We start from the raw sequence: 24,061 nt of genomic DNA, 5'->3' as shown, positions 1-24,061 counted from the left end.
CGCACGCGCCCGCGCGCCGCCCCGCGCCGCGGAATTGCGCCGGTCGCCCGTCCAGCCTGTCTATAATGGAACGTATTCGGGCCTGAATCCCGTCGTGCTGCGCGCGGCACGCGGTGCCGGTCGCCACGCGCCGCGCGGCCGGTCTGTCCGACCCGATCCGATCAATCGGCAAAACGCACGGAAAGTGCAAGGAGAGGGCCATGATCGAAGCCATTTCGCTCGGCGCGGGACTCGCGTGGGCGAGCGGCCTGCGCCTGTACCTGACGGTGCTGATCGCCGGCGTGCTGGCACGCTTCGGCTGGCTCCATCTGCCCGACACGCTGGCCGTGCTGATGTCGCCGTGGGTCATCGGCGCCGCGGCCGTGCTCGCCGTCACCGAATTCCTGGCCGACAAGATCCCCGCGTTCGACTCGCTGTGGGATGCCGTGCATACCTTCATCCGCATTCCGGCCGGCGCCGTGCTCGCGGCCGGTGCGCTCGGCCATGCCGATCCGACCATGCTGGCGGTCGCGGGGCTCGCCGGCGGCTCGCTCGCCGGCGCCGCGCATGTGGCGAAGGCCGGCACGCGCGCGCTGATCAACCTGTCTCCCGAACCGATTTCGAACTGGATTGCGTCGTCGACCGAGGACGGTCTCGTGGTCGGCGGGCTCGTCCTCGCGTTCTTCGTTCCGCTCGCGTTCCTCGTGCTGCTTGCCGCGTTCATCACGGCGTCGGCGTGGGCGCTGCCGCGCCTGTGGCGCGGCGTGTCGGGTGGCTTTCGCGGGATGGCTAACCACATGGTGTCGCGGCTCAACTCGATCGGAGGGAAGCGCGATTGAAGGGGCCGCAACACGCGGCGCAGCCGCCGGCCGGATACTCCGGCCATGACGGGCGCACGCATGCCGGCCGCTTCGGCCTGCGCGACCTGATTCACCAGGCTGCCCGGATGACCGCGCGCGACTGGCGCGCGGGCGAATTGACGCTGCTGGTCCTCGCGCTGGTGCTCGCGGTCGCGGCGCTGACGAGCGTCGGCTTTCTCGCCGATCGGCTGCGCCAGGGCCTCGAGCGCGACGCGCGCCAGATGCTCGGCGCCGATTTCGTCGTGCGCGCCGATCGCCCCGTCGATCCGTCGTTCGACCGCCAGGCGCGCGCGCTCGGCCTGCGTACCGCGACGACCGCCATTTTTCCGAGCATGATCGCGGCCGCCGCGGGCGGGCAGGCGGCCGACGCCGCGCCGTCGCGCCTCGCGGCCGTGAAGGCCGTGTCGCCCGGCTATCCGCTGCGCGGCGCGGTCGAGATCCTGCCGGCCGGTGCGACCACTGCGCAGAAGGCGTCCGCGATCCCCGCGCCGGGCACCGTATGGGCCGACCCGTCGCTGCTCGACGCGCTGCACCTGAAGGCGGGCGATACGGTGCGCGTCGGGCTGCGCACGTTCACGGTCGCCGCGGCGATCACCCGCGAACTCGATCGCGGCTTTTCGTTCGTCAATTTTTCGCCGCGGCTGATGATGCGCGCGGACGAGCTCGCCGCGACGGGGCTCACGGGCTACGGCAGCCGCGTCACGTACCGGCTGCTGGTCGCCGGCGACGCAGCGGCCGTCGCACGCTTCGAAACCTATGCGCACGCGCGCGTCGACGGCGGGAAACTGCGCGGCGTCGGGCTCGAGTCGTTGCAGGAGGGGCAGCCGCAGGTGCGGCAGACGCTGGATCGCGCGCGCCACTTCCTGACGCTCGTCGCGTTGCTGACCGCGCTGCTCGCGGCGGTCGCGATCGCGATGGCCGCGCAGCGCTACATGCGGCGTCATCTCGACGGCTGCGCGACGATGCGCTGCCTAGGCGTGAGCCGCCGCACGCTCGGCGCGTTGTTCGCGCTCGAATTCGCGGGCGTCGGCATCGTGTCGGGCGCCGCGGGCGCAGTGCTCGGCTACGGTGGCCACTGGGCGCTGCTGGCCGCGCTCGGCAGCCTGATCGACGTCGTGCTGCCGCCGCCCACGTTGTGGCCGGCGCTGATCGGCATGGGCGCCGCGCTCGTGCTGCTGCTCGGTTTCGCGCTGCCGCCGCTCGTGCCGCTCACGCGCGTGCCGCCGGTGCGTGTGCTGCGGCGCGAGTGGGGCGACGCGTCGCGCACCGCGTGGGCCGCGTATGCGGTCGGCGTCGTGCTGTTCGCGGGGCTGCTGATCGTGGCCGCCGGGAACCTGAAGCTCGGCCTGATCGTCGCGGGCGGCTTTGCCGGCGCGCTGGTCGGGTTCGCGCTGATTGCCCGGCTCGTGCTGTTCGCCGCCGCGCGCGCGGTGCGCAATGCGCGCGTGGCCGCGGGCGTCGGCTGGCGTTACGCGCTGGCGTCGCTGCACCGGCGCGGCACGGCCAGCGCGCTGCAGATCACCGCGCTCGCGCTCGGCCTGATGTGCCTGCTGCTGATCGCGATCACGCGCAACGACCTCGTGGCGGGCTGGCGGCAGTCGACGCCGCCCGATGCGCCGAACCAGTTCCTGATCGACATCCAGCCCGACCAGCGCGCCGACGTCGCCGCCTATCTGGCCGCACACGGCGTGCGCGACGCGGTGCCCGCGCCGATGGTGCGCGGCCGCCTCGTCGCGATCAACGGCAAGCCGGTGAATCCGGACGCGTACCCGTCGGAAGAGGCGCGCCGGCTCGTCGATCGCGAATTCAACCTGTCGTATACGACCGACCTGCCGTCCGACAACCGGATCGTCGAAGGCGACTGGTTCGGCGCCGCGGCCACGCCGCAGATCTCGATCGAAGCCGGCCTCGCGAAGACGCTGAACGTGAAACCGGGCGACACGCTGCGCTTCGACGTGACGGGGCTGACGGTCGACGCGCCGATCACGAGCGTGCGCAAGCTCGACTGGGGCTCGTTCCGCGTCAACTTCTTCGTGCTGATGCCGCCGCCGGTGCTGAAGGATTTCCCGGCCGTCTACCTGACGAGCTTCCATCTGCCCGCATCGAACGCCGCGCTGCTCGATCCGCTGATCGCGCGCTACCCGAACCTGACCGCGATCGACGTCGCGCCGATCCTCGCGCAGTTGCAGCGGATGATGCTGCAGGTGGTCGGCGCCGTGCAGTTCCTGTTCGCGTTCACGCTCGCGGCCGGCGTGCTCGTGCTGTACACGGCGCTTGCCGGCTCGCGCGACGAGCGCGTGCGCGAGGCCGCGCTGCTGCGCGCGCTCGGTGCGTCGCGCGCGCAGGTCAACGCGGTGCAGCGCGCGGAATTCGTCGTGGTCGGCGCGCTGGCCGGCGTGCTCGCGTCGGCGGGCGCGATCGCGGTCGGCTGGGTGCTCGCGTCGCGCGTGTTCGACTTCCAGCTCGCCGTCGATCCATGGCTCGTGCCGGCCGGCATCGCGGCCGGCGTCGTCTGCGCCGGTGCGGCCGGCTGGCTCAGCCTGCATAATGTGTTGCGGCGCCCCGCGCTGCAGTCGCTGCGCGACGCGTGAGCGTCGCCCGCGGCCCCGAAGATCCCGTTTTCCGACTATCCGTAATGACCGATGTGAATGACGATGCGCCGTCGCAGCCGACGGCGTTCGAGCTCGTGGGCGGCGAAGCCCGCGTGCGCGAAATGGTGGACCGCTTCTACGACCTGATGGACCTCGAGCCCGAGTTCGCGCAGATTCGCGCGCTGCATCCGCCGTCGCTCGACGGTTCGCGCGACAAGCTGTTCTGGTTCCTGTGCGGCTGGCTCGGCGGCCCCGACCACTACATCAGCCGGTTCGGCCATCCGCGGCTGCGCGCGCGGCATTTGCCGTTCCCGATCGCGTCGGTCGAGCGCGACCAGTGGCTGCGCTGCATGGCGTGGGCGATGGAGGATGTCGGGCTGCCGGAGCCGCTGCGCGAGCGGCTCATGCATTCGTTCTACGACACGGCCGACTGGATGCGCAACCGGCCCGGTTGATCGACCGGTACGCCGCTGCCCGCGCGCGGGACGATCTGCGTCTGGGCGCACGTGCGGGCCGGCGCGACACTGGCCGTTTCCTCCATCGACACGAGGCTCATCCCGATGACGACACAGGCGCTGTTTCGCGAAGACGCGTACCTGATGCAATGCGACGCGATCGTCGAGGCCGTCGGCGACGACGGCATCCGGCTCGACCGCACCGTGTTCTATCCGCTCGGCGGCGGCCAGGCCGGCGACACCGGCACGCTGACGCTGCCCGACGGCAGCACGATCGCGATGGCCGATACGCGCAAGGCGAAGTTCGACGGCGCGACGCCCGACGACGCCGTGCACGTGCCCGCGCCGGGCCAGGACGCGCGCGTCGCGACGCTGGCCCCCGGCACGCGCGTGGTCGCGGCGATCGACTGGCAGCGCCGCCACCGGCATATGCGCCTGCATACGGCCGCGCACCTGATGTGCGCGGTGCTGCCGTACGCGGTCGACGGCTGCAGCGTGACGGCCGACTACGTGCGGCTCGATTTCGCGACGTCCGACGCGATCGATCGCGACGACGTCGAGCGGCGCCTCGCGGGTTTCGTCGCCGGCGCGCATCCGGTCACGACCGAATGGATCACCGACGACGAGATGGCCGAGCGGCCCGAACTCGTCCGCACGATGAGCGTGAAGCCGCCGATGGGCCTCGGCCGCGTGCGGCTGCTGCGCATCGAGAACGTCGACCTGCAGCCGTGCGGCGGCACGCACGTGCGCAACACGTCCGAAATCGGCGGGCTGCGGGTCGCGAAACTGGAAAAGAAGAGTGCGCGCACACGGCGCCTCGTACTGGAGTTTGCATGACGATCGATACCGGGAAAGCGGGCGCGGCGGCGCTCGATCCGCAGGCACGGGACATTCTCGATTTCTGGTTCGGCGAGCCGGGCTCGGCCGAGTTCGGGCAGAACCGCAAGGTCTGGTTCAACGGCGGCGCGGCGTTCGACGACGTGCTGCGCACGCGTTACGGCGCGCTGCTCGATGCTGCATGCGACGGCGCGTGCGATCACTGGGCCGCTTCGCCGTCGGGCGCGCTGGCGTTGATCGTCGTGCTCGACCAGTTCTCGCGCAACATCCATCGCGGCACGCCGCGCGCGTTTGCCGCCGATCCGAAGGCGCTCGGGCTGGCCCGCCGCGTCGTCGCGGCCGGCTGGGACGCGCGGTTGCCGAGCGGGCATCACCGCGCGTTCGCGTATCTGCCGTTCGAGCACGACGAGTCGGTCGAGAGCCAGCGCGAGGCCGTGCGCCTGTGCGCGGGCATCCGCGACGAGGCCGGGTGCGAGCGCTATCACCGCTACGCGTTGCTGCATGCGGCGGTCGTCGAGCGCTTTGGCCGCTTTCCGCACCGGAACGCGATTCTCGGTCGCGCGTCGACCGACGAGGAAGCGGCGTTTCTGCGGGAGCCGGGCTCGTCGTTCTGACGATCCGTTCGTTGGCGAGACGAAGGAGCGGGGCGGCGAACCCCACGACGCTTGCGGGTTGCCGGTATTGCAGCGCAGGCTGCGCAGCGCTCGAATGGACGATCGCGGCCCGTGCCGAAGAAGAAAGCGAAGGCGGGCAGGGCAGCGCATCGCGCCGCCCTGTGTTACTGCGGGTGCTGTTCGGGCGTGCGCACGTAGACGCGCAGCAGCTCCTCGTTGTCGCCCGGGCGGGCGCCGGTCCAGAACAGCTTCCATTCGTCGCCGGGCGCCGGATCGACGGCCCGCACGCCCTGCACGATCATCCACGTGCAGCGCGTCGTCTTCGCGTCGTCGATCGGCGTGTGCTGGATGCCGGAGAAGTAATACAGCATTGGCGCTTCCGATTCGCCGAGCCCGTGCAGGCTCGCCATGCAGTCGCCGTCGTTCCATTCGAGCGCGAGATGCGCGTTCAGGTCGTCGAACACCGACCGGTAGCTCTTCGCGACGTCGAGCCACGGCAGCAGCAGCGTATAGATGAGCCCCCACGCGACCAGCGTGCCGGCGCCCCACGACAGCGCGCCGCGCCACAGGCCCGTCGTGCGTAGTTTCGGCAGCAGCGTCAGCCAGCCGACCGTCAGCGCGAGCGCGCCGGTCACGAGCGCGGGCTGGATCGGCATCGTCCAGTCGAGCGGCAGCCAGCGGCCGAGCAGTGCGAGATCGGCGCGCGACGCGGCCGGATCGGCCATCACCGCCCAGATCGCCCACGCGAGCACGACCACCATGCCGAACAGGATGCGGCTCAGGTAATCCCACGCGAGATGCAGCCGGCGCGGCAGGCGGTCGATCGCCTGCGCGGCGACCAGCGCGAGCGGTGCGAAGAACGGCAGGATGTAGAGCTGGCGCGACGTCGCGGACACCTGCAGTACCACCAGTCCGATGCCGGCGAACAGCACGGGCAGCGCGATGCGCGGCGTACGCCAGTCGCGCCATGCGCCGCGGGCGAGCGCGACGATCGCGAGCGGCGCGACCGGGAAGCCGACGAGCAGGAACGCGCGCAGGATGAAGAACGGCTTGTCGTTTTCGGCGCCCAGTTCGGGAACGGAGAAGCCGAAGAAGCGGCCGACGTTGTTGTCCCAGAACCACGTCATGAACAGCGTTTCCGAGCGCAGGAACAGCGCGGTCGGCCAGATCAGCGCGAACGGCGCGAACACGAGCGCGGCGACGCCGAGCGCGCGTGCGAACGAGCGGGTGCGGCAGGCCGGGTAGAGCACCAGCGTGCAGACGAGCGTGGCCGCGAACACGAGCGGCACGAACAGCCCCTTCGCCATCAGCGCGATGCCGACGCCCGCGCCGAAGATCGGCGCGGCCCAGCGGCCGGCCGGGTGCGCCGGCAGCCCGTGACGCATCGGCTGCGCACGCGCGACGTGCTCCATCACGAGTTCCAGCAGCCCGCAGAACGCGATGGCGGTGCCGGCAAACAGCGCGACGTCCGTCATCATGTCATGCACGTGCTTGATCACGACGAGCGTGCCCGCGCTCAGCACGACCGGGCCGAGCACGCGCAGGTCGAACCAACTGTCCGCGCGGCTGGCCACGCGGGCCGCGCGCGCGATGAAGCCGAACGCGAGCGCGGCGAACAGGGCGCTCGCGAGGCGCGCCGCGTCGTGCAGCGGCATCGCGCGCTGCAGCAGCCACGCGAGGCTGGTCGCGACCCACGCGTAAAGCGGCGGCTTTTCCATGAACGGCAGGCCGGCATTGGTAGGCACGACGAAATCGCCGGTCTCGAGCATGTGCTGGATGATGCCGAACGTATAGGTTTCGTCCTGTTTCCACGGATCGTGCCCGAGCACGCCGGGCAGCGTGTACGCGCACACCAGCGCGGCGACGAACAGCCATGCGCGCCAGCCGAGCAGTAGCGAGCGGTCGCGCAGGGGGCTGATGGCGGCGGTCGAGGCCGCGACGGGCGTGCCGGCGACGTCCAGCGTCGCGCTGACGTCGGTATCGGCGGTCGAGCGGGTGTGCGCGGCCGGGGCGGGCACGGACGTGCGTCGCCGGCTGGGCGCTGCGGTTCCAGGCATGGAAAAGATCTCGGGTCGAGTCGAGCCGGTCCGGCGACATGGGCTGGACCGATAAGGGGCTACATCCGGGGTAACGGACAGCGTGTTTGAGACACCTGTCTGAATGGTCGCTAGTAGAGCACGGAATTGTTACGGATGTTTACTGGAAGTGTCACGGAATTGTGGAGATTTGTGGCGCCGTGACCACGGGGCGATTTCGACCGCCGTATTGTTGCGCCGCGCGTCAGCTTAGCGGCCGCCGCCGACGTCGAGCAGGGCGCCCGTCGTGTAGGACGCCGCATCGCCGAGCAGCCAGACGATCGCCTCGGCGATCTCCTGCGCTTCGCCCGCGCGGCCGAGCGGCGTTTGCGCGCCGAGACGCGCCGCACGGCCCGGCTGGCCCCCGCTTGCATGAATGTCGGTCTCGATCAGGCCCGGGCGCACCGCGTTGACGCGCACGCCGTGCGGGCCGAGCTCCCTGGCGAGGCCGATCGTCAGCGAATCGACCGCGCCTTTCGAGCCCGCGTAGTCGACGTACTCGTTCGGCGAGCCGAGCCGAGACGCGATCGACGACACGTTGACGATCGCGCCGCCGCGCCCGCCGCGGTCGGTGGACAGCCGGCGCGCCGCTTCGCGCGCACACAGGTAGGCGCCGAGCACGTTGGTATCGAACATCCGTCGCAGCCGGTCGACCGGCATGTCGGCGAGCGGCATCGACGGCGCGACGATGCCGGCATTGTTGACGAGCGCGTCGAGGCGCCCGAACTCGGCCGCAACGGTGTCGAACATCGCGACGACGTTCGCCTCGTTCGCGACGTCGCCCGCGACGATGCACGCGCGGCCGCCCGCGTCGCGCACGGCCTGCGCGGTCAGTTCGGCCGCGGCCGCGTCGCGCGCGTAGTTGATGCCGACGTCCCAGCCGCGTTCGGCCGCGAGCACGGCGGTCGCGCGGCCGATGCCGCGGCTCGCGCCGGTGATGAGGACAGCCTTGCGGTCGGACGGTGCGGTCATCGCGTGCGGTTTCCGGTGACGGTTACTTCGCGGCGTCGGGCGCCCACTTGTCGCGGGTGGGCGGCTGGTAGCGGCGCAGCCGCTCGATCAGCGCGACGGGTTCCGACTCGACGCACAGTGCGTCGAAATAGGCCGGCCGCATGAAGCCTTCGTCGACCGTATGGCGCAGCAGCGCGATCAGCGGATCGTAGAACGAATCGATGTTGTAGAGCGCGACGGGCTTGCGGTGATAGCCGAGCTGCGCCCACGTATAGACCTCGAAGAGCTCTTCGAGCGTGCCGGCACCGCCGGGCATCGCGACGAACGCGTCGGAGAGGTCGGCCATCATTTTCTTGCGATGGTGCATGTCGGGCACGACGTGCAGTTCCGACAGCCCCGTATGGCCGACTTCCTTGTCGACGAGCAACTCGGGAATCACGCCGACCGCCCGGCCGCCGGCCGCCATCACTTCGTCGGCGATCACGCCCATCAGGCCGACGCGGCCGCCGCCGTACACGAGCGTGAGGCCTGCCTCGACGAGCGCACGGCCGAACGCGCGCGCGGCATCGGCATAGACGGGTCGCACGCCGGACGACGAGCCGCAGTAAACGCAGACTGCCTTCATTGCTTCGCGTCCTTGGCGGGGGCCTGGCCGGTGGCGACGGGGCCGCCCGCCGGGCGCGGCGACCCGTCGCGCGGCGGCAGGTAATCGGTGAACTGGCGCTTGGGCAGCTTGCCGGACACGAGATCGTCGAACAGCTGGCGCGAACGGCCGCGCAGGTACGGGGCCATGATCGAGATCACGTGCATGCTCACCTGGTGCAGCTCTTCGCGGATCGCGTCCTGGTCGTTGTATTTGCGCGGATGCATCACGTATTGGTACGACAACCAGTACGTCGAGATCACCGCCATGTTGGTCGCGATGACCTCGATCTCGGCGGGCGTCGCGACCATCTCGGCATCGGAGACGAGCAGCTCGCACATGTCGTGCGCGAAGCGCACCTTGTGGCTGATGATCTGCTTGAAGTGCGTCTCGAGCGTGCGGTTGCGGGCGAGCAGGTCGTTGAGGTCGCGATACAGGAACCGGTAGGTCCACATGAAATCGGCCATGTACTGCAAGTACGACCAGGTTTCGTCGATCGTCGGACGGTGATCTTCGGGGAAGCGCAGCCGCCGTTCGATCTGCTGCTCGAACTGCGCGAAGATGCTGTTGATGATGTCGTCCTTGTTGCGGAAATGGTAGTACAGGTTGCCTGGACTGATTTCCATTTCCTCGGCGATCGTCGTGGTGGTGACGTTCGGCTCGCCGATCTCGTTGAAGAGTTTCAACGACAACTCGAGAATCCGTTCGCGGGTGCGGCGGGGAGGTTTCGCTTCCATGTCGTCCGGCCCTGTGTGTGCCGGACTGGCGGGCGCTGCAATCGATGCTGCGTGATTCGTCCGGCGCGGGTTGCTGTTCTATGTCTAGCGGCCGATTATAAACCGGGGTTTCGCCACGTCGGGGCATTTCGTGATCGCGGCGCCGCGCCGCGCATGGTGCGGCGCCGCATGCGGGCGTGGCGAAAGGCGCCCGGCGGTGGCCTAGAAACCGAGCCAGCGTGCGACCACCGGCCCGAGCACGAAGCCCCACGTCGTCACGCACGCGAACAGCGCGACCGTGACGGCCGCGCTGCCGAGGTCCTTCGCGCGCTTCGACAGTTCGTGGCGCTCGAGCGAGATGCGGTCGATCGCGGCTTCGACGCTCGAGTTCAGCAGCTCGACGATCAGCACCAGCAGCACCGAGCCGATCAGCAGCGCGCGCGATGCGGCCGGCACCGGCGCGAATGCGCCGATCGGCAGCATCAGCGCGGCGAGCGTGAGTTCCTGGCGAAACGCGCTTTCCTCGCGGATCGCGACGCGAAAGCCGTTCAGCGAATGCTTGAGCGCGAACCAGGCACGCGTGATGCCGCGATGGCGCTTGTACGGGTTCGGCGGCAGCGGCGCGAGCCGGTCGTCGGGGCCGAGCGGCTCGTGCGGGTGCACGTCCGCGTCGGCATGCGGCTCTTCCTCGTCGAACGGGCGGTGCCGTGACGGCGTCGCGGCGGGGGGCGGGATCTTGTCGTTCAGGTCTCGTTTCAAACGGCTGCACCTTCGGCTGGCGAGTACGCGGTCTTCGGCAGCGGCTTCAGATGCGACGCGAACTGCTCGGATGCGGCGCGCCACGAGAAGCGTTCCGCCCACGCGCGCGCAGTCGTGCGTTCGATCTTCAGCGCCTCGAGGCAGGCTTCCTGCAGGTCCTCGTGCATCGCGCCGGCATCGCCTCCGCTGAGCACGTCGATCGGGCCCGTCACGGGATACGCGGCCACCGGCGTGCCGCAGGCGAGCGCTTCGAGCAGCACGAGGCCGAACGTGTCGGTGCGACTCGGGAATACGAACACGTCGGCCGCAGCATACACCTTCGCGAGCTCGGTCTGTGACAGCACGCCGAGATAGTTCGCCTCCGGATAGCGCGACTTCAGTTCCGCGAGCGCGGGGCCTTCGCCCGCGACCCACTTCGAGCCGGGCAGGTCGAGGCGCAGGAACGCCTCGACGTTCTTCTCGATCGCGACGCGGCCCACGTACAGGAAGATCGGCCGCGCGGTGTTGAGCACCTTCGACTCCATCGGCCGGAAGGTGTCGAGGTCGACGCCGCGGGTCCACAGCACGACGTTCGTGAAGCCGAATTTCTCGAGGTCCTGCTTGACGACCGGCGTCGGCGCCATCACCGCGCGCGACGGGCCGTGGAACCAGTGCAGGAACTTGTAGGTCGCCGCCAGCGGAATGCCGAAGCGCGCCTGCACGTATTCCGGGAAGCGCGTGTGGTACGCGGTCGTGTACGGCAGCTTGCGGGCGCGCGCATAGCGCCGCGCGGCGAGGCCGAGCGGGCCTTCGGTCGCGATGTGCAGCGCGTCGGGTGCGAACGCATCGATCCGCGCGCGCAGCTTGCGATACGGCAGGATCGACAGGCGGATCTCGGGATAGGTCGGGCAGGGCACCGTGCGGAATTCCAGCGGCGTCAGCAGTTCGACGCGGTGGCCGAGCGCCGTGAGTTCGCGCGACGTGCTCTTCAGCGTGCGTACGACGCCGTTGACCTGCGGTTCCCACGCGTCGGTGACGATCATGATCTTCATCGCGGCATGTCCTGTAAGTAGGGTTGTGTCAGGCAGCGGCCTTGGCCTTGCGCGACGCGGTCTCGGACGGTGCGGTGCGCATCACCGTCCAGTAGACGATCTTCAGTTCGCCTTCCATCGTTTCGACGAGCGCGGACAGGCTTTCGACCCAGTCGCCGTCGTTGCAGTACAGCACCCCGTCGATGTCGCGGATCTCGGCCTTGTGGATGTGGCCGCACACGACGCCGTCGCAGCCGCGGCGGCGCGCCTCGTCGGTCATCACGGTCTCGAACTGCGAGATGAAGTTGACCGCGTTCTTGACCTGGTGCTTCAGGTACTGCGACAGCGACCAGTACTGGAAGCCGAGCCGGCTGCGGATCCGGTTGAACCAGCGGTTCAGCACGAGGATCAGCGTGTAGAGCGTGTCGCCGAGGTACGCGAGCCATTTCGCATGCTGGATCACGCCGTCGAACAGGTCGCCGTGCACGATCCACAAACGTTTGCCCGCGAGCGTCGTGTGGAATGCCTCGCCGCGCACCTGGATGTCGCCGAACGCGAGATCGCAGAACTGCCGCGCGCCTTCGTCGTGGTTGCCGGGGATGTAGACGACCTGCGTGCCCTTGCGCGCCTTGCGCAGGATCTTCTGCACGACGTCGTTGTGCGCCTGCGGCCAGTACCAGCCTTTCTTCAGTTGCCAGCCGTCGATGATGTCGCCGACGAGGTACAGGTATTCCGAGTCGTTGTGACGCAGGAAATCCAGCAGGTAGGGCGCCTGACAGCCGCTCGAGCCGAGGTGGATGTCGGACAGCCAGATGGTGCGGTAGCGATGGGCGGACGGCTCGGGGTCGTCGTGCTGCGTGGTGGGCGCGACGGGCGGCTTGTGCGACACCACGCCGTCGGTTGCGCCCGAGCCGGACAGGAACGCAGTGGCGGCGCGGGCGCCGATGGGATGACGAAACAATGAAGTCGCGGACGTTTTCTGGCCCATGCATGACTCGCGCCGGTTGACATTACCGGCATTCCGCCATGCGGGCGTGACTGTACCGTGACAGTCACGAGACGTTCTTATTACGACCGTCGAAGGGTGTTTAGCAGTAAATGAGCGGGCGTTGCGTAAGCTGCCGCACTGAACGGTCGGCGTGTGTCCGGCAGGGCCGTCCTCGATGGAGACGGGTGGGGCGAGCGGCTTTCATCTGGTGAATGCGGCGCGTCAGCGCGGTATCGCGACGACGCGCGTACGCGCGAGCCGGTCGTGCGGGAACTGGCGGCCGGCGTGCAACCGGGCGGCGCCGGCCCACACGACGATCCATGCGGCGGCGAGCGCGAGCGTGACGGGCACCGACAGGCCGAGGAGCGGGTGCAGCGCGAGCGGCGGCAGGAACCACAGCCAGCCGAGCGCGTAGCGGACGAGCGCGTGGCCGGCGCTCAGCGGCCGGCCGCTCGACGACTCGAGCCGCAGCCGCCAGGTTTTCATCGGCAGCGTTTGGCCGCCGTGCGTCCAGAACCACACGAAATACGCGCCGACGACGAGCGCGATCCACGCGGCAAGCAGGTTGTGATGAACGAGGCCGTTGCGTTGCTGCGTCGCGAGGCTGAACGCGAGCCCGGCGAAGAACACGACGCCGAACAGCAGCACGCCTTCGTAGAGCAGCGCGGCGAGGCGCCGCCGCACGGACGGCGCGGCAGCCGGGGTCTCGGGAGCGCGGGCGGTCGCCACGGCGCTCAGGAGCCCTTGAACAGCGAAGGCGCGTCGGCGGGCGACACCGGCAGGGCCGCGGCCGGTGCCGATGCGGTGCCGGACGTGGACGACGCGGGCACCGGCTGCACGACGACGCCGGCCGACGCGGGCGCCGGGGCGGCGCCGCGCCGCTCGCCGGGTGTTCGTGCGAGTTGACGAGGCGGCGGACGTCACGGTCGGCGACGGTCGGCGGCGCGCTGACGACGCTCGGCCTGCGGCGGCGCTCGGCGGCGGCAAGCCGTTCCTTCTGCTCCTCGGGGAGTTGCTGGTAGGCCTTCCACGCGCGCTCGCGCGCCTGTGCGGACAGCTCCTTCGCGCTCTGGTAGTTCTCGCGCGCGACGCGGCGCTGCTCGGGCGTCATCTTCGCCCATTCGGTCATCCGGTCCTGCAGGCGTTTCTGGTCATCCGGCGACAACTTCGCGAAACGCGATGCGATCTTCAGCCATTTACGCTTGCGGGCGTCGCTGAAGCCGTCCCACTGGTCGGCGAACGGCGCGAGGGCCGCATGCTGCGCCGGCGTGAGGCGTGCCCACGACAGCGGGCCGGCGGCGGCCGGCAGCGGCAGCGGAAGGGGCAGCGGCGGGAGTTCGGTGGTCAGCCCGGTCGCGGTCGACGCGGGCGCGGCGGGGCTGGTGGTCGCGACGGGCGCCGTCGTGGGGGCCGGGTGGAATCGGGGATAGGTGGCGACGTAGGAAACGGCGATCGCGATCACGCATCCGAAAAATACGGCCAGGCCGCGCTTCTGACTCACCCGTGCGATCCCCTCGTTATTGTCTGTTAGTGAGCGCGCGAAAGATACGCGTTGAACCCGTGATCGAGATACGCATTGAGCGGCAGGTCGTCGCTGAGCATCGCCGCGTCGATGTCGGCGAGTTCGGCGGTGCGCTGCATGTCTTCCCAGTACGCGATGCCGACGAGCCCCGCGAGCAGCAACGCGAGCGGCCACGCACGCAGCAGGCGGCGGGCAAACGACGCGTACGGGCGGCCGGCGGGCGGGCGGTTCGCGGGCGTCGGGCCGTAGGCGCCGGCCGCGCCGGCGAAGGCCGGCACGAACACCGGCGCGCTCGCGGCTTCGGGCTTCTTGCGCGCGAGCGCGGCCCGGCGGGCGACGGCCAGCCGGTCGGTGGTCGCGGCCGGCAGCGCGGCCGCGCGCTCGTCCAGCGCGCGGCGCACCTTCAGCGCGAATTCGTGTTCTCGGTTTGCGGAGCTCATAGCGTGATTCCTTTGGCCTTGAGCGCTTGCGCCAGGGTATGAGTGGCTCGCGAGCAGTGCGTCTTGACGCTGCCCTCGGAGCACCCCATTGCGGCGGCAGTCTCGGCGACATCCATATCTTCCCAATAACGCATCAGGAACGCTTCCCGTTGACGCGTCGGAAGCTTCTGGATTTCTTCGTCGATCAGGGCCAGAACCTGCTCTCTTTCGAGGCGGTGCTCGCTGCTCTCGACGCCCGCGTTGTCGTCCGCGGATTCGAGCGTTTCAAGCGGGTCGAAGTCGTCGTCGTCGGTGTTGTTCAGCGACGAGAAGAGCGTCACCCACGTGTTGCGGACCTTCTGCCGGCGGAACCAGTCGTGGATCGCGTTCTGCAGGATCCGCTGAAAAAGCAGCGGCAGCTCGGCGGACGGCCGGTCGCCGTACTTTTCCGCGAGCTTGATCATCGCGTCCTGCACGATGTCGAGCGATGCATCGTCGTCACGTACGGCGTACGCAGCCTGCTTGAACGCGCGCCTTTCGACGCCCGCCAGAAAGTCGGCGAGTTCCTTGTCTGATGCCATTCCGTGAAGGTATGCGCTGCGGCCCGCTGCGTGGTGAAAAAGGTCGAAAAATTTCGTAAAACCCGCGGATGCTATCAAATTTTCATGCGCCTTGGCACCGGGTCGGCCGCCGCACGTTGCGCGCGAACCGCGGCGGCCGGGCGCCGGGCGGCGCGCATGATGCGCTGCGGGATATTTTGCTTGACGGCCCAGCTGCGACCCGCTATTGTCGGCGATTCGCAACATGAAGTGATGGTCTCATTTGAGGCTGGCCCAAGAAGCCCGCCCTTCAAACTGGACGCGCCGCTTGAACCCGAGCCACAAGCCCGGCAGAGAGCACCCGATCAATTTTTTGCCGAAAATTCGAAAGGTCAAAATGAACATGCCCAGCGCGGAATTCTCCACGTCGGAACCCCTTTCCCCTCCCGATAGCGACTCCATCGGCGGTACCGTGCTCATGAAGGCACTGGCCGACGAAAACGTCGAATTCATCTGGGGCTACCCCGGCGGCTCGGTTCTCTACATCTACGACGAGCTGTACAAGCAGGACAAGATTCAGCACGTGCTGGTGCGCCATGAACAGGCGGCCGTGCACGCAGCCGATGCGTATGCGCGCTCCACCGGCAATGTCGGCGTCTGTCTCGTGACGTCCGGCCCCGGTGTCACCAACGCGGTGACCGGCATCGCAACGGCGTACATGGATTCGATCCCGATGGTCGTGATCAGCGGCCAGGTGCCGACTGCCGCGATCGGTCAGGATGCGTTCCAGGAATGCGACACCGTCGGCATCACGCGTCCGTGCGTGAAGCACAACTTCCTCGTGAAGGACGTGCGCGACCTCGCGGAAACCGTCAAGAAGGCGTTCTATATCGCCCGCACCGGCCGTCCTGGCCCGGTGCTGATCGACATCCCGAAGGACATCTCGAAGACGCCGTGCCAGTACGAGCCGGTGAAGAGCGTGTCGCTGCGTTCGTACAATCCGGTCACGAAGGGCCATTCGGGCCAGATCCGCAAGGCCGTGTCGCTGCTGCTGACGGCCAAGCGCCCATACATCTACACGGGTGGCGGCATCATCCTCGCCGACGCGTCGCGCGAGCTGAACCAGTTCGCGGACCTGCTCGGCTACCCGGTCACGAACACGCTGATGGGCCTCGGCGGCTATCGCGCGTCGGACAAGAAATTCCTCGGCATGCTCGGCATGCACGGCACCTACGAAGCGAACATGGCGATGCAGCACTGCGACGTGCTGATCGCGATCGGCGCCCGCTTCGACGACCGCGTGATCGGCGACCCGGCGCACTTCGCGTCGCGCCCGCGCAAGATCATTCACATCGACATCGACCCGTCGTCGATCTCGAAGCGCGTGAAGGTCGACATCCCGATCGTCGGCGACGTGAAGGAAGTGCTGAAGGAGCTGATCGAGCAACTGCAGACGGCCGAGCATGGCCCCGACACCGAGGCGCTCGCGCAATGGTGGAAGGACATCGAGGGCTGGCGCGCGAAAGACTGCCTGAAATACGACCGCGAAAGCGAGATCATCAAGCCGCAGTACGTGGTCGAGAAGGCGTGGGAGCTGACGGACGGCAACGCGTTCGTGTGCTCGGACGTCGGCCAGCACCAGATGTGGGCCGCGCAGTTCTACCGTTTCAACAAGCCGCGTCGCTGGATCAACTCCGGCGGCCTCGGCACGATGGGCTTCGGCCTGCCGGCGGCGATGGGCGTCAAGATGGCCCATCCGGACGACGACGTGCTGTGCATCACGGGCGAAGGCTCGATCCAGATGTGCATCCAGGAACTGTCGACCTGCCTGCAGTACGACACGCCCGTGAAGATCATTTCGCTGAACAACCGCTACCTCGGCATGGTCCGCCAGTGGCAGCAGATCGAATACAGCAAGCGCTATTCGCATTCGTACATGGATGCGCTGCCCGATTTCGTGAAGCTTGCCGAAGCGTACGGCCACGTCGGCATGCGGATCGAAAAGACTTCGGATGTGGAGCCGGCGCTGAAGGAAGCGCTGCGCCTGAAGGACCGCACCGTGTTTCTCGACTTCCAGACCGATCCGACCGAAAACGTCTGGCCGATGGTACAGGCCGGCAAGGGCATCACCGAGATGCTGCTCGGATCGGAAGATCTGTAACGGCGCGACGCGCGCCCGGCCCGATGCGGCCGCCTTCACGAAGGGCGGTGCGGCACGCGGCGGCGCGCGGCGCGGGTGAATCGACACGGACACATTCTGGAAGAAGCGAACATGAGACACATCATTTCCGTCCTGCTGGAGAACGAACCGGGCGCGCTGTCGCGCGTGGTCGGCCTGTTTTCCGCACGCGGCTACAACATCGAAACCTTGACGGTGGCGCCGACCGAAGACCAATCGCTGTCGCGGCTCACCATCGTTTCCATTGGCTCCGACGACGTGATCGAACAGATCACGAAGCATCTGAACCGCCTGATCGAGGTGGTGAAAGTGGTGGACCTGACCGACGGTGCACACATCGAACGCGAGCTGATGCTGATCAAGGTACGTGCAGTGGGCAAGGAGCGCGAAGAAATGAAGCGGATGTCGGACATTTTCCGCGGCCGCATCATCGACGTGACCGAAAAGACCTACACGATCGAATTGACGGGCGCGAGCGACAAGCTCGACGCATTCATCCAGGGGCTGGACGCCAGCGCGATCCTCGAGACCGTGCGCACCGGCAGCTCCGGCATCGGACGCGGCGAGCGCATCCTGAAGGTGTGATGCCGACATAGCCAGAAATGGCACGCCGGGTGCGCCGTCATGTCCCGGCCCGCAGTACTCCATCCGAACGAATCATTGAATTTTTTGAATTAGCGAAGGAACCATCATGAACGTTTTCTACGACAAAGACGCCGACCTCTCCCTCATCAAGGGCAAGCAAGTCACGATCATCGGCTACGGCTCGCAAGGCCATGCGCACGCGCTGAACCTGAAGGAAAGCGGCGTGAACGTGACGGTCGGCCTGCGCAAGGACGGCGCGTCGTGGAGCAAGGCCGAAAACGCCGGCCTGTCGGTCAAGGAAGTCGCCGAAGCAGTGAAGGGCGCGGACGTCGTCATGATGCTGCTGCCGGACGAGCAGATCGCCGACGTGTACGCGAAGGAAGTGCACGCGAACATCAAGCAGGGCGCGGCGCTCGCGTTCGCGCACGGCTTCAACGTCCACTATGGCCAGGTGATCCCGCGCGCCGACCTCGACGTGATCATGATCGCGCCGAAGGCACCGGGCCACACCGTGCGCGGCACGTACTCGCAAGGTGGCGGCGTGCCGCACCTGATCGCGGTTGCGCAGAACAAGTCGGGCGCGGCGCGCGACATCGCGCTGTCGTACGCGGCGGCGAACGGCGGCGGCCGTGCCGGCATCATCGAGACGAACTTCCGTGAAGAAACCGAAACCGACCTGTTCGGCGAGCAGGCCGTGCTGTGCGGCGGTACCGTCGAGCTGATCAAGGCCGGTTTCGAGACGCTGGTCGAAGCCGGCTACGCGCCGGAAATGGCGTACTTCGAGTGCCTGCACGAACTGAAGCTGATCGTCGACCTGATCTACGAAGGCGGCATCGCGAACATGAACTACTCGATCTCGAACAACGCCGAGTACGGCGAATACGTGACCGGCCCGCGCGTCGTCACGGAAGAGACGAAGAAGGCGATGAAGCAGTGCCTGACCGACATCCAGACGGGCGAGTACGCGAAGAGCTTCATTCTCGAGAACAAGGCGGGCGCGCCGACGCTGCAATCGCGCCGCCGCCTGACGGCCGAGCACCAGATCGAGCAGGTCGGCGCGAAGCTGCGCGCGATGATGCCGTGGATCGCGAAGAACAAGCTCGTCGACCAGACGAAGAACTAAGCACCGATAGAAGCAAAACGTGCTGTTCCGGCCCTTCGAGTGGAGGGTCGGTATCAAAAAGCCGTCCGAAGGCAGCAGTGCCCCGGGCGGCTTTTGCTATCCTACGGGCTTTGCAATTCACCGAACACCGAACGAACCCATGAACTATCCTCATCCGATCATCGCGCGCGAAGGCTGGCCGTTCATCGCGATTGCAGCCGTCATCGCGCTGTTGATCCACGCCGTCGGGGGCTTCGGCTTCGCGTGGCCGTTCTGGCTGCTGCTCGTCTTCGTCGTCCAGTTCTTCCGCGATCCGCAGCGCCCGATCCCGGCGCAGCCGAACGCGGTGCTGTGCCCGGCGGACGGCCGCATCGTCGCGGTCGAGACCGCGCAGGATCCGTACGCGAACCGCGAAGCGCTGAAGATCAGCGTGTTCATGAATGTCTTCAACGTCCATTCGCAGCGTTCGCCGGTCGATGGCGCGATCAGCAAGGTCGAGTACTTCCCGGGTGCGTTCCTGAACGCGGCGATCGACAAGGCGTCGACCGAGAACGAGCGCAATGCGGTCGTGATCCAGACGGCGAGCGGCAAGACCGTCACGTCCGTGCAGATCGCGGGCCTGATCGCCCGCCGGATCCTCTGCTACGTGCGCGCCGGCGAGCCGCTGTCGCGCGGCCAGCGCTACGGTTTCATCCGCTTCGGTTCGCGCGTCGACGTGTACCTGCCGCTCGGCAGCCGCGCGAAGGTGTCGATCGGCGAGAAGGTCTACGCGTCGTCGACGATCCTCGCCGAGCTCGAACAGTAAGCGGCGGGGCGCACGATGGCCGCATTCAAACCGCGTCGGCCGCGTAACGGCTCCGGCCAGACGCCACGCCCGTTCCGCCGCAACAAGGTGATGGCGCCCGATGCGGCGCCGCTCGAAAGCCGCCGCGCCGCGCGCCAGCGGTTCCTGAAGACGCGCGGCATCTATCTGCTGCCGAACGCATTCACGACCGCCGCGCTGTTCTGCGGCTTCTTCGCGGTCGTGCAGGCGATGAACGTCCGCTTCGAGATCGCCGCGATCGCGATTTTCGTCGCGATGGTGCTCGACGGGATGGACGGGCGCGTTGCGCGCATGACGCATACGCAGAGCGCGTTCGGCGAGCAGTTCGACAGCCTGTCGGACATGGTGTCGTTCGGCGTCGCGCCGGCGCTCGTGATGTACGAATGGGTGCTGAAGGATCTCGGCCGCTGGGGCTGGCTCGCCGCGTTCGTCTATTGCTCGGGCGCCGCGCTGCGCCTCGCGCGCTTCAACACGAACATCGGCAGCGTCGACAAGCGTTTCTTCCAGGGGCTGCCGAGCCCGGCCGCCGCCGCGCTGATCGCGGGCTTCGTGTGGCTCGCGACCGACAACCGCGTGCCGATGAAGCTTGGCTGGCTGCCGTGGGTCGCATTCGCGCTGACGATCTACGCGGGCGTGACGATGGTGTCGAACGCACCGTTCTACAGCGGCAAGGCGCTCGACGTGCGGCACCGCGTGCCGTTCGCGGCGATCCTGCTCGTCGTCGTCGCGTTCGTGCTCGTGTCGTCCGATCCGCCGCTGATGCTGTTCTGCCTGTTCGTGCTGTACGGGCTGTCCGGCTATGTGTTCTGGGCCTACCAGGCCATTCGCGGGCGGGCGAACCCGGCGCGCTCGTCGCAGCGCGATCACTGAATCCGCGCGCGATCTGCGATCTGCCCGGAAACGGCGGCCTCGGGGCCGCCGTTTTCATTTGTCCCTTTTTGCTGGCCGGACTGCGTCGGTTCCCGGGCGCCGTCCGATTGCGCGGCCAGCGGAATGTCGCTATAGTCTTCGGCATGACTGCATTTCCCCGCCTCTCCCTCCTTCTAGCCGGTGCGCCGCTACGCGCGCTAGCTTTGGCGCGCCTGCCGCGCTGACCGTTCTCGCCCCCCGTCTCAAGCCTCGTCTGTTGTTGAGCGTCGCCAGCGGTGGCGCGATCTCATTACGTTTGACTTCCGTATAAAAGAGCCCTGGAGCCCCCCATGACAGACAAGCTGATCATTTTCGATACGACGTTGCGTGACGGCGAGCAATCGCCCGGTGCGTCGATGACGAAGGAAGAGAAAATCCGCATTGCGAAGCACCTCGAGCGGATGAAGGTCGACGTGATCGAGGCCGGCTTCGCCGCCAGCTCCAACGGCGATTTCGACGCGATCCACACGATCGCCGGTCTCGTGAAGGACAGCACGATCTGCTCGCTGGCGCGGGCCAACGACAAGGACATCCAGCGCGCGGCGGACGCATTGAAGCCGGCCAACAGCGCGCGGATCCACACGTTCATCGCGACGTCGCCGCTGCACATGGAGAAGAAGCTGCGGATGACGCCGGACCAGGTGTTCGAGCAGGCGCGTCTCGCGGTGCGTTTCGCGCGCAAGTTCACCGACAACGTCGAGTTCTCGCCGGAAGACGGCAGCCGCTCGGATCTCGATTTCCTGTGCCGCGTGCTGGAAGCCGTGATCGCCGAAGGCGCGACGACGATCAACATCGCCGATACGGTCGGCTACGGCGTGCCGGAGCTGTACGGCAACCTCGTGAAGACGCTGCGCGAACGCATTCCGAACTCGGACAAGGCGATCTTCTCGGTGCATTGCCACAACGACCTCGGGATGGCGGTCGCGAACTCGCTCGCCGGCGTGAAGATCGGCGGTGCGCGCCAGATCGAGTGCACGATCAACGGCCTCGGCGAGCGCGCGGGCAACACGTCGCTCGAAGAAATCGTGATGGCCGTGAAGACCCGCAAGGACTACTTCGGCCTCGACGTCGGCATCGACACGACGCAAATCGTGCCGACGTCGAAGCTCGTGTCGCAGATCACCGGTTTCGTCGTGCAGCCGAACAAGGCAGTGGTCGGCGCGAACGCGTTCGCGCACGCGTCGGGCATTCACCAGGACGGCGTGCTGAAGGCGCGCGACACCTACGAGATCATGCGTGCGGAAGACGTGGGCTGGACCGCGAACAAGATCGTGCTCGGCAAGCTGTCGGGCCGCAACGCGTTCAAGCAGCGCCTGCAGGAACTCGGCGTATCGCTCGACAGCGAAGCCGAATTGAATGCCGCGTTCATGCGCTTCAAGGATCTGGCCGACCGCAAGGCGGAGATCTTCGACGAGGACATCATCGCGATCGTGTCCGAGGAATCGGCGCTCGCGCACGAGCAGGAGCACTTCAAGTTCGTGTCGCTGTCGCAGCGTTCGGAAACGGGCGAGCAGCCGCAGGCGAAAATCGTGTTCGCGGTCGAAGGCAAGGAAGTGACCGGCGAGGCGCGCGGCAACGGCCCGGTCGACGCGACGTTCAATGCGATCGAGGGCGAAGTCGGCAGCGGGTCCGAGCTGCTGCTGTACTCGGTGAACGCGATCACGACCGGCACGCAGGCGCAGGGCGAAGTGACGGTCCGGTTGTCGAAGAGCGGGCGGATCGTCAACGGCGTCGGTACCGATCCGGATATCGTCGCCGCGTCCGCGAAAGCGTACATTTCCGCGCTGAACAAGCTGCACTCGAAGGACGACAAGGTCAACCCGCAGCGTTCGTAAGCTGCGCGCGCCGCCGCGCTCATCAGGCAGCCCCGAAACGCCCCGTGCGGCCCTGCGCCGCCCGAGGCGTTTTTTCATTGGCCGCTCATTCGGCGGCCGGCGCGCGGAACAGCCAGCGGCGCGCAGCCGCGCGTGGCGCCGGCTGGCGCCGGCGGAACTCGACCGCGATCCCGCGCCGCGGCGCATCGGCGACGAACGCATCGAGCAGTTCGAGCACGTCGTGATCGATGTAGTCGGCGCGCGTCGCGTCGATGATCACCGCCGCCCGGTCCGGAATGTGGCGCAGGTGGTGCTTGACCTGTACCTTGCCCAGAAACGACACGTCCTTGCGGAACGACAGCAGGAAGTGGTCGTCATGCTGCGCGAGCGTGACGGGGCTCTTCAGGTTCGCGACGGCGACGGCCAGCACGCTGCACGCGAGGCCGAGCGCGATGCCGAACAGCAGGTCGACTGCGAGCACGCCGACGATCGTCGCGGCGAACGGCGCGAACGCGGCCGGGCCTTGCTTCATCACCGAGCGGAACAGCGCCGGTTTCGCGAGCTTCAGACCGGTGTGGATCAGGATCGCGGCCAGGCTCGCGAGCGGGATCAGATTGATCAGGCCGGTGAGCGCGAACACGCTCGCGAGCAGCAGGATCCCGTGCACGATCGCGGACATCCGGCTTTGCGCGCCTGCGTTGACGTTGGCCGAACTGCGCACGATCACCGACGTGATCGGCAGGCCGCCGACCGCGCCCGCGACCAGATTGCCGACGCCCTGGGCCTTCAGTTCGCGATCGGGTTGGGTCGGTCGCCGCTTCGGATCGATCTGTTCGACCGCTTCGAGGCACAGCAGCGTCTCGAGGCTCGCGACGACCGCCAGCGTGATCGCAACCCGCCAGACGTCCGGATTGACCAGGTGCGCGAAGTTCGGGCCGAGCTCCGCATGCTTGAGCGATGCCGCGAGCGTCGCGAACGAGTCGAATTCGGGCAGCGTGACGCGATGCGCGGCGCCCGGTGCGGCTGCCGGTGCGACCATGCCGAGCACGAGCGTCGCGCCGATGCCGAGCACGACGACCGCGAGCGGGGCGGGGACCGAACGCACCCATGCGAAGCGCTTGAGTGCCGGCGTGTCCCACGCGATCAGCAGCGCCAGCGACGCAACCGCGATGGCCGTGGCGGCCCATGCGGTCGGCAGCGTCAGCCAGTTCGCAAACGATTGCGAAGCCGCGCCGCCGATGCCGAATGCGAACGGAATCTGCTTCACGATCAGCAGCAGGCCGATCGCGGCGAGCATGCCCTTGATGACGGGCGACGGCACGTAGGCGGCGAAGCGGCCGGCGCGCAGCATGCCGAAGCCGAACTGCAGCACGCCGGACAGCAACACCGCGAGCAGGAACGCGGAGAAGCTGCCGAGCTGCGCGATGCCTTCGACGACGATCACGACGAGGCCGGCGGCCGGCCCGCTGACGGACAGCGACGAGCCGCTCAGCAGCGCGACGACGATGCCGCCGACGATGCCGGACACGAGCCCGGCGAACGGTTCGACGCCGGAGGCATTGGCGATGCCGAGACAGAGCGGCAACGCGACGAGGAAAACGACGATACCGGCGACGATGTCGCGCGGCAGGGTGGACAGGCGCTCGTTCAGTTTCATGGTTGGGGCGGTTTCGTTGGCGTGGAGGGCAGGG

Annotated in this window: 22 protein-coding genes and 1 pseudogene; 11 read left to right on the top strand and 12 right to left on the bottom strand. The window is 67.9% G+C overall.

The window, feature by feature from the left end; translation table 11 throughout:
- Positions 1 to 200 precede the first annotated feature (200 nt).
- From JYG37_RS13860 to JYG37_RS13840, 5 genes are all read left to right on the top strand, one after another.
- Positions 201 to 818: a DUF4126 domain-containing protein gene (locus tag JYG37_RS13860; protein ID WP_050016423.1), complete on the top strand. Its 618-nt coding sequence runs from the start codon at positions 201 to 203 to the stop codon at positions 816 to 818.
- Positions 815 to 3,430, top strand: a complete 2,616-nt coding sequence (locus tag JYG37_RS13855) for an ABC transporter permease (RefSeq protein ID WP_124631398.1) — start codon at positions 815 to 817, stop codon at positions 3,428 to 3,430. Before JYG37_RS13860 ends, JYG37_RS13855 begins: the two co-directional genes overlap by 4 nt.
- Before the next feature lie 44 nt (positions 3,431 to 3,474).
- Complete coding sequence (locus JYG37_RS13850) at positions 3,475 to 3,885, top strand: group II truncated hemoglobin (protein ID WP_006488211.1); 411 nt, start codon at positions 3,475 to 3,477, stop codon at positions 3,883 to 3,885.
- A gap of 105 nt (positions 3,886 to 3,990) precedes the next feature.
- Complete coding sequence (locus tag JYG37_RS13845; RefSeq protein ID WP_213345504.1) at positions 3,991 to 4,722, top strand: alanyl-tRNA editing protein; 732 nt, start codon at positions 3,991 to 3,993, stop codon at positions 4,720 to 4,722.
- Entirely contained in the window at positions 4,719 to 5,336 is a 618-nt protein-coding gene (locus JYG37_RS13840; protein WP_176015620.1) for a DUF924 family protein, read from the top strand. Before JYG37_RS13845 ends, JYG37_RS13840 begins: the two co-directional genes overlap by 4 nt.
- Positions 5,337 to 5,500: 164 nt before the next feature.
- On the opposite strand, the gene JYG37_RS13835 is transcribed toward JYG37_RS13840, so the two are convergent.
- From JYG37_RS13835 to JYG37_RS13785, 11 genes and pseudogenes are all read right to left on the bottom strand, one after another.
- The gene (locus JYG37_RS13835) at positions 5,501 to 7,393 is read right to left on the bottom strand and encodes an ArnT family glycosyltransferase (RefSeq protein WP_050016431.1); all 1,893 of its coding nucleotides are present in this window, start codon (positions 7,391 to 7,393) and stop codon (positions 5,501 to 5,503) included.
- Positions 7,394 to 7,621: 228 nt separating this feature from the next.
- Entirely contained in the window at positions 7,622 to 8,383 is a 762-nt protein-coding gene (locus tag JYG37_RS13830) for an SDR family oxidoreductase (RefSeq protein ID WP_050016433.1), read from the bottom strand.
- A gap of 22 nt (positions 8,384 to 8,405) precedes the next feature.
- Positions 8,406 to 8,987 carry an LOG family protein gene (locus tag JYG37_RS13825; protein WP_050016434.1) on the bottom strand — a complete coding sequence of 194 codons (582 nt, stop codon included), beginning with the start codon at positions 8,985 to 8,987 and terminating at the stop codon, positions 8,406 to 8,408.
- Complete coding sequence (locus JYG37_RS13820; RefSeq protein ID WP_050016436.1) at positions 8,984 to 9,742, bottom strand: TetR/AcrR family transcriptional regulator; 759 nt, start codon at positions 9,740 to 9,742, stop codon at positions 8,984 to 8,986. The genes JYG37_RS13825 and JYG37_RS13820 overlap by 4 nt, the downstream gene beginning before the upstream one ends.
- Positions 9,743 to 9,943: 201 nt before the next feature.
- Entirely contained in the window at positions 9,944 to 10,480 is a 537-nt protein-coding gene (locus JYG37_RS13815; protein WP_011694335.1) for a diacylglycerol kinase, read from the bottom strand.
- On the bottom strand, positions 10,477 to 11,511 hold the full coding sequence (locus JYG37_RS13810; protein ID WP_050016438.1) for a glycosyltransferase family 4 protein: 1,035 nt from the start codon (positions 11,509 to 11,511) through the stop codon (positions 10,477 to 10,479). The genes JYG37_RS13815 and JYG37_RS13810 overlap by 4 nt, the downstream gene beginning before the upstream one ends.
- Positions 11,512 to 11,539: 28 nt before the next feature.
- Positions 11,540 to 12,478 carry a UDP-2,3-diacylglucosamine diphosphatase gene (locus JYG37_RS13805; protein ID WP_050016440.1) on the bottom strand — a complete coding sequence of 313 codons (939 nt, stop codon included), beginning with the start codon at positions 12,476 to 12,478 and terminating at the stop codon, positions 11,540 to 11,542.
- 222 nt (positions 12,479 to 12,700) lie between these two features.
- Positions 12,701 to 13,207 carry an RDD family protein gene (locus JYG37_RS13800; protein WP_050016442.1) on the bottom strand — a complete coding sequence of 169 codons (507 nt, stop codon included), beginning with the start codon at positions 13,205 to 13,207 and terminating at the stop codon, positions 12,701 to 12,703.
- A 5-nt stretch (positions 13,208 to 13,212) separates the two neighbouring features.
- Positions 13,213 to 13,979: pseudogene (locus tag JYG37_RS13795) on the bottom strand (DUF3106 domain-containing protein).
- A 26-nt stretch (positions 13,980 to 14,005) separates the two neighbouring features.
- Positions 14,006 to 14,440, bottom strand: coding sequence for a DUF3619 family protein (locus JYG37_RS13790; protein WP_089488685.1), 435 nt, complete (start codon positions 14,438 to 14,440; stop codon positions 14,006 to 14,008).
- Positions 14,437 to 15,000 carry an RNA polymerase sigma factor gene (locus tag JYG37_RS13785; RefSeq protein WP_006491033.1) on the bottom strand — a complete coding sequence of 188 codons (564 nt, stop codon included), beginning with the start codon at positions 14,998 to 15,000 and terminating at the stop codon, positions 14,437 to 14,439. The genes JYG37_RS13790 and JYG37_RS13785 overlap by 4 nt, the downstream gene beginning before the upstream one ends.
- Before the next feature lie 355 nt (positions 15,001 to 15,355).
- On the opposite strand from JYG37_RS13785, the gene JYG37_RS13780 reads away from it, so the two are divergent.
- From JYG37_RS13780 to JYG37_RS13755, 6 genes are all read left to right on the top strand, one after another.
- Entirely contained in the window at positions 15,356 to 17,119 is a 1,764-nt protein-coding gene (locus JYG37_RS13780) for an acetolactate synthase 3 catalytic subunit (RefSeq protein ID WP_027786860.1), read from the top strand.
- 111 nt (positions 17,120 to 17,230) lie between these two features.
- On the top strand, positions 17,231 to 17,722 hold the full coding sequence (gene ilvN, locus JYG37_RS13775; RefSeq protein ID WP_006750445.1) for an acetolactate synthase small subunit: 492 nt from the start codon (positions 17,231 to 17,233) through the stop codon (positions 17,720 to 17,722).
- A gap of 106 nt (positions 17,723 to 17,828) precedes the next feature.
- Positions 17,829 to 18,845, top strand: a complete 1,017-nt coding sequence (gene ilvC, locus JYG37_RS13770) for a ketol-acid reductoisomerase (protein WP_034190794.1) — start codon at positions 17,829 to 17,831, stop codon at positions 18,843 to 18,845.
- Positions 18,846 to 18,984: 139 nt separating this feature from the next.
- A complete protein-coding gene (locus tag JYG37_RS13765) occupies positions 18,985 to 19,629 on the top strand; it encodes a phosphatidylserine decarboxylase (protein WP_006491035.1) in 645 nt (214 codons plus the stop codon).
- A gap of 15 nt (positions 19,630 to 19,644) precedes the next feature.
- A complete protein-coding gene (gene pssA, locus JYG37_RS13760) occupies positions 19,645 to 20,517 on the top strand; it encodes a CDP-diacylglycerol--serine O-phosphatidyltransferase (RefSeq protein WP_050016452.1) in 873 nt (290 codons plus the stop codon).
- A 329-nt stretch (positions 20,518 to 20,846) separates the two neighbouring features.
- Positions 20,847 to 22,391 carry a 2-isopropylmalate synthase gene (locus JYG37_RS13755; protein WP_050016453.1) on the top strand — a complete coding sequence of 515 codons (1,545 nt, stop codon included), beginning with the start codon at positions 20,847 to 20,849 and terminating at the stop codon, positions 22,389 to 22,391.
- Between the two features lie 85 nt (positions 22,392 to 22,476).
- On the opposite strand, the gene JYG37_RS13750 is transcribed toward JYG37_RS13755, so the two are convergent.
- On the bottom strand, positions 22,477 to 24,027 hold the full coding sequence (locus JYG37_RS13750) for a SulP family inorganic anion transporter (RefSeq protein WP_050016455.1): 1,551 nt from the start codon (positions 24,025 to 24,027) through the stop codon (positions 22,477 to 22,479).
- Positions 24,028 to 24,061: the final 34 nt, after the last annotated feature.

The sequence above is a fragment of the Burkholderia sp. LAS2 genome (assembly GCF_018417615.1).
Lineage (GTDB): Bacteria > Pseudomonadota > Gammaproteobacteria > Burkholderiales > Burkholderiaceae > Burkholderia > Burkholderia sola.
Note: the sequence above shows the minus strand (reverse complement) of the source record. Positions and strands in the feature narration are given on the sequence as shown.

Coding starts and splice junctions, on each gene's coding strand:
- JYG37_RS13860 (WP_050016423.1), top strand. CDS start 201: ATGATCGAAGCCATTTCGCTCGGCGCGGGACTCGCGTGGGCGAGCGGC.
- JYG37_RS13850 (WP_006488211.1), top strand. CDS start 3,475: ATGACCGATGTGAATGACGATGCGCCGTCGCAGCCGACGGCGTTCGAG.
- JYG37_RS13845 (WP_213345504.1), top strand. CDS start 3,991: ATGACGACACAGGCGCTGTTTCGCGAAGACGCGTACCTGATGCAATGC.
- JYG37_RS13840 (WP_176015620.1), top strand. CDS start 4,719: ATGACGATCGATACCGGGAAAGCGGGCGCGGCGGCGCTCGATCCGCAG.
- JYG37_RS13835 (WP_050016431.1), bottom strand. CDS start 7,393: ATGCCTGGAACCGCAGCGCCCAGCCGGCGACGCACGTCCGTGCCCGCC.
- JYG37_RS13830 (WP_050016433.1), bottom strand. CDS start 8,383: ATGACCGCACCGTCCGACCGCAAGGCTGTCCTCATCACCGGCGCGAGC.
- JYG37_RS13825 (WP_050016434.1), bottom strand. CDS start 8,987: ATGAAGGCAGTCTGCGTTTACTGCGGCTCGTCGTCCGGCGTGCGACCC.
- JYG37_RS13820 (WP_050016436.1), bottom strand. CDS start 9,742: ATGGAAGCGAAACCTCCCCGCCGCACCCGCGAACGGATTCTCGAGTTG.
- JYG37_RS13810 (WP_050016438.1), bottom strand. CDS start 11,511: ATGAAGATCATGATCGTCACCGACGCGTGGGAACCGCAGGTCAACGGC.
- JYG37_RS13805 (WP_050016440.1), bottom strand. CDS start 12,478: ATGGGCCAGAAAACGTCCGCGACTTCATTGTTTCGTCATCCCATCGGC.
- JYG37_RS13790 (WP_089488685.1), bottom strand. CDS start 14,440: ATGAGCTCCGCAAACCGAGAACACGAATTCGCGCTGAAGGTGCGCCGC.
- JYG37_RS13785 (WP_006491033.1), bottom strand. CDS start 15,000: ATGGCATCAGACAAGGAACTCGCCGACTTTCTGGCGGGCGTCGAAAGG.
- JYG37_RS13780 (WP_027786860.1), top strand. CDS start 15,356: ATGAACATGCCCAGCGCGGAATTCTCCACGTCGGAACCCCTTTCCCCT.
- ilvN (WP_006750445.1), top strand. CDS start 17,231: ATGAGACACATCATTTCCGTCCTGCTGGAGAACGAACCGGGCGCGCTG.
- ilvC (WP_034190794.1), top strand. CDS start 17,829: ATGAACGTTTTCTACGACAAAGACGCCGACCTCTCCCTCATCAAGGGC.
- JYG37_RS13765 (WP_006491035.1), top strand. CDS start 18,985: ATGAACTATCCTCATCCGATCATCGCGCGCGAAGGCTGGCCGTTCATC.
- pssA (WP_050016452.1), top strand. CDS start 19,645: ATGGCCGCATTCAAACCGCGTCGGCCGCGTAACGGCTCCGGCCAGACG.
- JYG37_RS13755 (WP_050016453.1), top strand. CDS start 20,847: ATGACAGACAAGCTGATCATTTTCGATACGACGTTGCGTGACGGCGAG.
- JYG37_RS13750 (WP_050016455.1), bottom strand. CDS start 24,027: ATGAAACTGAACGAGCGCCTGTCCACCCTGCCGCGCGACATCGTCGCC.